8 protein-coding genes are annotated in these 7,952 nt (G+C 63.0%); 4 read left to right on the top strand and 4 right to left on the bottom strand.

From position 1 onward, the window contains the following. The coding region (locus AC1D00_RS16830; protein WP_477011448.1) for a hypothetical protein at window positions 1–221 on the bottom strand (221 nt) is incomplete at its 3' end. A gap of 327 nt (window positions 222–548) precedes the next feature. Here AC1D00_RS16830 and AC1D00_RS16825 point away from each other — a divergent pair. The 4 genes from AC1D00_RS16825 (at window position 549) to AC1D00_RS16810 (ending at window position 5,132) form a co-directional block, all read left to right on the top strand. After that, on the top strand, window positions 549–851 hold the full coding sequence (locus AC1D00_RS16825) for a DUF485 domain-containing protein (RefSeq protein ID WP_027542965.1): 303 nt from the start codon (window positions 549–551) through the stop codon (window positions 849–851). A gap of 38 nt (window positions 852–889) precedes the next feature. After that, window positions 890–2,539, top strand: a complete 1,650-nt coding sequence (locus AC1D00_RS16820; protein ID WP_477011450.1) for a cation acetate symporter — start codon at window positions 890–892, stop codon at window positions 2,537–2,539. Window positions 2,540–2,656: 117 nt separating this feature from the next. Then, a complete protein-coding gene (locus AC1D00_RS16815; protein WP_477011447.1) occupies window positions 2,657–4,459 on the top strand; it encodes a putative nucleotidyltransferase substrate binding domain-containing protein in 1,803 nt (600 codons plus the stop codon). 1 nt (window position 4,460) lies between these two features. Further along, on the top strand, window positions 4,461–5,132 hold the full coding sequence (locus tag AC1D00_RS16810; RefSeq protein WP_477011446.1) for a 3'-5' exonuclease: 672 nt from the start codon (window positions 4,461–4,463) through the stop codon (window positions 5,130–5,132). Between the two features lie 136 nt (window positions 5,133–5,268). Here the strand turns inward: AC1D00_RS16810 and AC1D00_RS16805 are convergent, their stop codons facing one another. The 3 genes from AC1D00_RS16805 to AC1D00_RS16795 all read right to left on the bottom strand — a co-directional run bounded on the left by AC1D00_RS16805 (window position 5,269) and on the right by AC1D00_RS16795 (window position 7,852). Next, a complete protein-coding gene (locus AC1D00_RS16805) occupies window positions 5,269–7,131 on the bottom strand; it encodes an ABC-F family ATP-binding cassette domain-containing protein (RefSeq protein WP_477011445.1) in 1,863 nt (620 codons plus the stop codon). Between the two features lie 71 nt (window positions 7,132–7,202). After that, complete coding sequence (locus AC1D00_RS16800) at window positions 7,203–7,382, bottom strand: hypothetical protein (protein WP_135173462.1); 180 nt, start codon at window positions 7,380–7,382, stop codon at window positions 7,203–7,205. 212 nt (window positions 7,383–7,594) lie between these two features. Further along, complete coding sequence (locus AC1D00_RS16795) at window positions 7,595–7,852, bottom strand: sulfur globule protein precursor (RefSeq protein WP_477011449.1); 258 nt, start codon at window positions 7,850–7,852, stop codon at window positions 7,595–7,597. Between the last annotated feature and the right edge of the window lie 100 nt (window positions 7,853–7,952).

Genomic DNA, 7,952 nt, shown 5'->3' with positions numbered 1-7,952 from the left:
AGCTTGATGCCTTCATCGGCGCGGGGCGAGTGCGCGTGCGCGAGCCCGGGCTCATCGTACACGTTGATGCTGATGCCCGCCTCGTTGCACAGGTCCAGCGTGCGCCATGTGCTGCGTCCGTTTCGAATCTGTTCGTCGCCGCGAATTGACAGCGCCTGCGCGCGACCAAGAACAGCGAATGCTTGCTCGAGCGTTCTCGAGTCTTCGGCAGGTACCTTCAAACTTGCATAAACTCGCGGTGCGACGGACGTGCGCCCGTCTCTGAGGAGATTATGCGCAACCAACAGCCTAAAGCGTGATGACGATTCAAGATCTCATAGCACTTTGGACCGCCACTTCGTCGAATTGCGTGCTCGCCTCGAGCCATTGCTCTTCTGCGCGCGCCGGCGCGGCCGCTGGCCGTTTGTCACGTACGTCATAGGGATCAACCGGACTTGATCTGGATCATGGAGCTTGGCCGTCCGGCAGTACAGACTGCGATCGCCCCGCGAGATAAGGGGCCGCTTTGACGGCAAGAACTCCAGAGGATCATTCCAGGGACCATTGATGTGAGCAACCTCGCCAAGATTGAACGCGATCCGAACTACCAGGAGCTCGTGCGTCGACGTTCGTCGCTGGGCTGGATGCTGTCGGGAGTTATGCTCGTCATCTACTTCGGCTTCATCCTGCTGGTCGCCTACGCTCCCAAGTTCCTCGGAATACCGCTGGGCAGCGGCGTGACGACGATCGGCATTCCAATCGGACTGTCCGTCATCGTGCTCGCCTTCGTGCTGACGGGTATCTATGTCCGCCAGGCGAATTCCAGTTACGACGTGCTCATTCGCAAGGTTGTCGAGGAGAACCGCCCGTGAAAAAATTCTCATGGCTCTCGGCGATCCTGCTCGCAAGCATGCCCACCATAGCGCTCGCCGCCGGCAGCATCGACGGCGGCTCCAAGCAGGCGACCAACTGGTCGGCGATCGGCATGTTCGTCGGGTTTGTTGGCCTGACGCTCGTCATCACCTATTGGGCCGCCAAGAGGACCGCATCGGCCGCGGATTTCTACTCGGCCGGTGGCGGAATTACAGGCTTCCAGAACGGACTTGCGATCGCAGGCGATTACATGTCGGCGGCGTCCTTCCTCGGCATATCGGGCCTCGTCTATACTTCGGGCTACGACGGCTTGATCTACTCCGTCGGCTGGCTGGTGGGATGGCCGATCGTCACTTTTCTGATCGCCGAACAATTGCGCAACCTCGGAAAGTTCACCTTTGCTGACGTGACGTCGTTTCGGCTCGGGCAGACCGAGATCCGCATCCTGGCGGCGTGCGGCTCGCTGGTGACGGTTGCGTTCTATCTCATCGCGCAGATGGTCGGTGCCGGTAAGCTGATCCAGCTGTTGTTCGGTCTCGACTACTGGATCGCGGTCGTCCTGGTTGGCGGCCTGATGATGATCTACGTGACGTTCGGCGGGATGAAGGCGACGACCTGGGTGCAGATCATCAAGGCGGTGCTGTTGCTCTCAGGCGCAACGTTCATGGCCGCTGCGGTCCTCTACAAGTTCGGGTTCAGCCCGGAAGCGCTGTTCGCCAAGGCAACAGAGGTGCATCCCAAGAAACTCGCGATCATGGAGCCCGGCAGCCTGATTTCCAATCCGCTCTCCGCCATCTCGCTCGGTCTGGCGCTGATGTTCGGAACGGCAGGCCTGCCTCACATCCTGATGCGCTTCTTCACCGTGAAGGACGCTCAGGCGGCCCGCAAGTCCGTGTTCTATGCCACGGGTTTCATCGGCTATTTCTATATCCTGACCTTCATCATCGGCTTTGGCGCGATCACGCTGGTTTCGACCGACGCGATGTTCCTCGATGGGAGCATTCTCGAGAAGACCAAGAGCGGAATCGCGGCGATCAAGGGCGGCTCCAACATGGCGGCGATTCATCTCGCGAACGCCGTCGGCGGCAATCTGTTCCTTGGCTTCATTTCGGCCGTTGCCTTTGCCACGATCCTGGCCGTCGTGTCAGGCTTGGCTCTGGCCGGAGCATCATCCATCAGTCACGATCTCTACGCCATGGTGATCAAGGGCGGGAACGCAAACGAGCAGGACGAGATCCGGGTCTCGAAGATTGCGACACTGGTGCTCGGCGTGCTTGCGATCTTCCTGGGCATCGTGTTCGAGAACCAGAACGTCGCGTTCATGGTGGGCCTTGCTTTCGCCATTGCGGCGTCCTGCAATTTCCCGGTGCTGGTGATGTCGATCTTCTGGAGAGGCCTGACGACGCGGGGAGCCGTGATCGGCGGCTTCCTTGGCCTGGCCAGCGCGGTTCTGGGCGTGGTCCTCTCGCCGGCAGTCTGGGAGGCGACGCTTGGCTTCGCCAAGGGGTCGGCTCCCATCAAGTTGGACAATCCGGCGCTGTTCTCGATGGCGCTCGCCTTTGCGGGGATCTGGCTGGTCTCGATCCTGGACCGCAGCAAGCGTGCCGCGGCCGATCGCGATGGCTTTGACGCGCAATATGTCCGATCTCAGACCGGAATCGGGGCTGCTTCGGCCACGGCTCACTAGGCGAGGATCTGCGGGACGTCGCCTCGGTACCGACCGGTCCACATGGACCGGCCGGTGCTGCGCTTTCGATGGTCAGTCGTCGGATCCTCGGATGGTCCGCATCTTCGAAAGGCCGAAATGCCCAAGGCGTTCGATATCACCAACCCGCCGTTCGATCGTCTGACGCCGAGCGAGGCCGAGACGTTGCGGGCCGCGCTGGACATCGGGTACTTCAGTCCGGGCGAAGCGATCATCAGGCGGGACGTCCCGGCGGAGGCGCTCTATGTCGTGATCAAGGGCATCGTCGAGGAGCGGAACGAGGCCGACCTGCTGGCATTGCTCGGTCCCAAGGACACGTTCGACAGCCGCGCGCTCGTTCACGACCATAGCGGTCACCAGTTTCTCGCCCGCGACGAGACGCTTTGCTACGTGATCCCCAGGAAGGTCGCGCTCGATCTGATCAAGGCGAACCCGCGCTTTGCGGCCTTTTTCTACCGTGAGATATCCCGGAAGCTGGACGAACTCGCCAACGACGAGGAGACGGGACGCTACGGCTCGTTAATGCACGCCAAGGTCGGCGAACTGTTCCTGCATCCGCCGGTGTTTCTGGCTGCCAGTGATACGATCGAGGCAGCCGGGCATCTGATGCGCGAGATCAACAGCAATGCGCTGTTTGTCCGGGACGGCGAGCGGATCGGCATCGTGACCGGCATGAACCTGTCCAAGGCCGTGGTGCTGCGTCGCCAGTCCATCCAGACGCCGGTCGGCGCGCTCGCGAATTTCGACATCGTGTCGCTGCGCCGTGATGATTTCGTCTCCTCGGCTCTCCTGCTCATGACCAAGCACAACAAGCGGCGGCTTGCCGTGCGCGACGGCGCAGAGCTCATCGGTATTCTGGAGGAGATCGATCTGCTGGGGTTCTTGGCGGGAAGCGCTCAAGTCACCGCCGGCCGCATCGATCGAGCCTCGAGTCAGCAGGACCTCGCCACCGCGGCGCGGGAGATCGAGACGCAAACGCGCGTGCTGCGACGGCAAGGGGTCAAGGTGGAGGTCATCGCGGAGATTGTCTCCGACCTCAACAGACGCCTGCTGTCTCGATTGTTCGAAATGATCGCGCCGGCGGAGCTGCGCACCAGCAGCTGCTTGATCGTGATGGGAAGCGAAGGGCGGGGCGAGCAGACCATCCGTACCGATCAGGACAACGGCCTTATCCTCGCAGGTCCGATGCAGGGCGAAATCCTGGAGGCGTTCCGTCAGGAATTCTTCGTCGCTCTGCAGAGCTTCGGCTTTCCGCCCTGTCCGGGCGATATCATGGTGCGCAATCCGCAATGGTCCCGGCCACTTTCGGACTATCTCGCGGATTTGCGCCGCTGGATCGTGCTTCCCGATCAGGCCGGGCACATGAATGTGGCCATCGTCTACGATGCGCAGGCGATCGCGGGCAACGAGCAGCTCCTGAACGACGCCAAGACGGCGCTGATCGACATGACTCGGGGCGAGCAGGCGTTCATGGCCCACTTCGCGCGCGCCGTTGACGCGTTTGAAACGCCGATCGGCCTCTTCAACAACCTGATCACGTCCGAGGGCACCGGCGATGCGCTGGATCTCAAGAAGGGCGGCATCTTTCCCATCGTGCACGGCGTTCGCAGTCTGGCGCTCGAACAGGGCCTGCGCGAGACCTCCACCGACAAGCGGATTTCCCGGCTCTGTGATCTCGGCGTGCTGCAACGGGACTTTGGACGCGATCTGAAGCAGGCCTTCCGATTCCTGCTGATGCTTCGGCTCGACGGGCAGCTGGCCGCATCCGCGGGCGCGTCGGGGACTCTGGTGAGACCGGCGCAACTGTCCAGCATGGAGCGTCATCTGTTGCGTGACGCGCTCCAGGTGGTGAAGAAGTTTCGGGAAATTGCCGGTCATCATTTCAAGCTCGGCGTGTTCTAGAATGCTGCCCCGTGCGATCAAACGACTGTTGCACCAGGCGACCCTGAGCGATCAATCGTATCGCTTCATGTTCGATCGCGCTCCGGACGACGAGTTTGTCGTCATCGATTGCGAGACCACCGGTCTGAATGTGCGAACGGACGACGTTGTCGCCATTGCCGCAATCAAGATCCGCGGCAACCGGATTTTGACCAGCGCGCGTTTCGAAGCCATCGTCCATCCCGATAGCGAACTGGAGGCGGAGGCGATCAAGATTCACCGCTTGCGCCGGTCCGACGTCGAAGCGTCGCCGATCGTCTGGAAGGTGCTGCCAGGCTTTCTGCATTTCATCGGGCCGCGCCCGCTGATCGGCTATTATGTCGATTTCGACATCGCCATGCTGGACAAGTACATCCTGCCGCTGGTGGGAATCGAACTGCCCAACGAACGCATCGAAGTGTCGCGGCTTTACTACGAACGCAAATACGGCAACGCGCCTCCGAACACCCCGGTCGATCTGTCGTTCGCCGCGATCCTCCACGACCTCCGCATTCCGTCTCTTGGGCAGCACGATGCTTTCAACGACGCATTGATGACTGCGATGATGTTCCTGCAGTTGCGCGACCTGACCAGGCGCGGCGTACGTATCGCGCGCCAACGTACCAGCCCCGTTTTCAACCAGTACGGGGGATGACCGGGTCCAGCGCGGCGGAGCAGATTGCCCAATGGTAACAGATGGAATAGTGAAGGTATTTTTATACCCGTACTGTGCATGGGGTTGTTTTTCGGATTTTGATTGAGCCTCAGCCGGTCCCCGCCAGCCTGCCAGACTACCCCGCCGCCTCGTCGAACTGCGTGCTCGCCTCGAGCCACTGCTCTTCCGCGCGTGCCAGCGCGTCGGCGGCATTCGCGCGCGCTTTCGACAGCTGCGCGGCCTGCTTCGGGTCGCGGGTGAAGATGTCGGGGAGCGACAGCGCGGTATCGATCTTGGCGATGATGTCGCTCACGCGGGCGATCTCGGTTTCGGCTTCGGCAATGCGCTTCTTCAGCGAGCCGCGATTGTCCGACTTCGGACGCTGCGGCTTCTCGCTTGAGGCGCTGCGTTCGCGCGGGGCGGGTTCGCTGTTGCGCGCCGACAGCACCAGGCGGCGGTATTCGTCGAGGTCGCCGTCGTAATTGGTGACGGTGCGGTCCGCGACGATCCAGAGCCGGTCGGCGCAGGCCTCGATCAGATAGCGATCATGCGAGACCATGATCACGGCGCCGGGGAATTCGTTGATGGCTTCGGCGAGCGCGGCGCGGCTGTCGATGTCGAGATGGTTGGTCGGCTCGTCCAGGATGATCATGTTGGGGCCGAAGAAGGTCGCAAGCCCCAAGAGCAGCCGCGCCTTCTCGCCGCCCGACAGCTTTGCCACCTTGGTGTCGGCCGCCTTGCCGGAAAAGCCGATCGCGCCGGCGCGTGCACGCACTTTCGCTTCCGGCGCATCGCCCATCAGCTTGCGGACGTGATCGTAGGCGGAGCCGTCCTCGTTCAATTCGTCGAGCTGATGCTGCGCGAAATAGGCGATCGAAAGCTTGTCGGCGCGCGTAACCTTGCCCGTGAACGGCGCGAGGCGGCCGGCGAGCAGCTTCACCAGCGTCGACTTGCCGTTGCCGTTGGCGCCGAGAAGCGCGATGCGGTCGTCATTGTCGATGCGCAAGGTGACGCGGCCGAGCACCGGCGTCGCCGGATCGTAGCCGACCGCGGCGTTGTCGACGGCGATGATCGGCGGCGACAGGATTTTTTCCGGCGCAGGGAAGCTGATCTCGCGCACGTCCTCGGTGACCAGCGCGGTGATCGGCTTCAACCGCTCCAGCATCTTCACGCGCGATTGCGCCTGGCGCGCCTTGGAGGCCTTGGCCTTGAAGCGGTCGACGAAGGCTTGCAGCCGCGCGCGCTCGGCCTCCTGGCGCTTGACCGCCTTCGCATCGAGCAGCTCGCGCGCGGCGCGCTGCTCCTCGAAGGAGGAGTAGCTGCCCTTGTAGAGCGTGAGCTTGCCGCGCTCCAGATGCAGGATCTGGTCGACCGAACTTTCCAGGAGGTCGCGGTCGTGGCTGATCACGATCACCGTGCGCGGATAATGCGCGAGGTGGTCTTCCAGCCACAGCGTGCCTTCGAGATCGAGATAATTGGTGGGCTCGTCGAGCAGCAGCAGGTCGGGGGCCGCGAACAGCGTCGCGGCGAGCGCGACGCGCATGCGCCAGCCGCCGGAGAATTCGGCGCAGGGGCGGAGCTGATCGGCGGCGGAAAAGCCGAGGCCGGAGAGGATCGCGGCGGCACGGCTCGGCGCCGAATGCGCGTCGATGTCGACCAGCCGGGTCTGGATCTCGGCGATCCGGTGTGGATCGGTGGCGCTCTCGGCTTCGGCGAGCAGCGCGTCGCGTTCGAGGTCGGCCTTGAGCACGACCGAGATCAGGCTCTCGGGGCCGTTCGGCGCCTCCTGCGCGAGGCTGCCGACGCGCCAGCGTGGGGGCAGGGTCACCGTGCCGTGCTCGGCCGCGAGCTCGCCGCGGATCACCTTGAACAGCGTCGACTTGCCGGTGCCGTTGCGCCCGACCATGCCAACGCGCGATCCGGGCGTGATCTGCACGGAACTTTGGTCAATCAAAAGGCGTCCGGCGAGGCGGATGGAGAGGTCGGTGATGGACAGCATGCGGCCTTGTCACCGCAGCCGGGATCAAACGCAACCCGTTTTTGCGCAGCCCGTTCTATGTCTACGGCCTGTCAGTGAGCGCCGCCTTCGCGGTCGCGCTTCTTCAGCTCGTCGAGGAGCTGTTCGAGATGCGTCGGCAGCCGGGGGTCGGGGCGGAGACGCTGCTGAAGCCGTTCGCCTACGGCATCGCAAATCGAGCGGCTGGTGCGCCGATCGATCTGTTCGCTGTCATTGGCGAAAAGGCCAGTCATGACGAGGTTCCATGTTGCAGAGTAACGACACGGTACCAAGTCGTTGGTCCCCAAATGGTTTCGCCGGTTGCGGGGAATGTCCGGCGTTCTAGCAAAAATTGTGTGAATTCGTCGTGCCGCTCAAAAACGAGGCCCCGGCGGGGGGATCGCCGGGGCCTCTCTTGGAAGGTGCCGTGGGGGGGGCGGCACCCTTAAGTTAAGGTGCTGCGGGCTCAGTAGCAGCGGTTGATCAGCCGCCAGCGGGGTCCCCAGGGGGTCGGGACCAGCCGGCGCACATAGCAGCCGCCATAACCGTAGGAGACGGGGGCATAGTAGCGCGGGCCACCCCAGCCATAGCCGTGATGCCAGCCGCCGCCGTGCCAGCCCCAGCCGCCGCCATGCCAGTGAGCAGAGGCCGAGGTCGGTGCCAGCGCGGCACCCAGCGCGACCGCAGCGACAGCGGCAAGCGAAAGTGTCCTCAACTTTGTGATCTCCTCAAAACTGCCGGCGCGAGGTATCGCGTCGATGGAAGGCCGCCGAAACGGTCTGCCTGATGATCAGGCTTTGGTTTCGATAGACCCAACCTTACGC

Source organism: Bradyrhizobium sp. P2_E8, from assembly GCF_056403875.1.
Note: the sequence above shows the minus strand (reverse complement) of the source record. Positions and strands in the feature narration are given on the sequence as shown.

Bases quoted from the DNA above. Each gene is read 5' to 3' on its own strand.
- AC1D00_RS16820 (WP_477011450.1), top strand. From the start codon at position 890: ATGCCCACCATAGCGCTCGCCGCCGGCAGCATCGACGGCGGCTCCAAG.
- AC1D00_RS16815 (WP_477011447.1), top strand. From the start codon at position 2,657: ATGCCCAAGGCGTTCGATATCACCAACCCGCCGTTCGATCGTCTGACG.
- AC1D00_RS16810 (WP_477011446.1), top strand. From the start codon at position 4,461: ATGCTGCCCCGTGCGATCAAACGACTGTTGCACCAGGCGACCCTGAGC.
- AC1D00_RS16805 (WP_477011445.1), bottom strand. From the start codon at position 7,131: ATGCTGTCCATCACCGACCTCTCCATCCGCCTCGCCGGACGCCTTTTG.
- AC1D00_RS16800 (WP_135173462.1), bottom strand. From the start codon at position 7,382: ATGACTGGCCTTTTCGCCAATGACAGCGAACAGATCGATCGGCGCACC.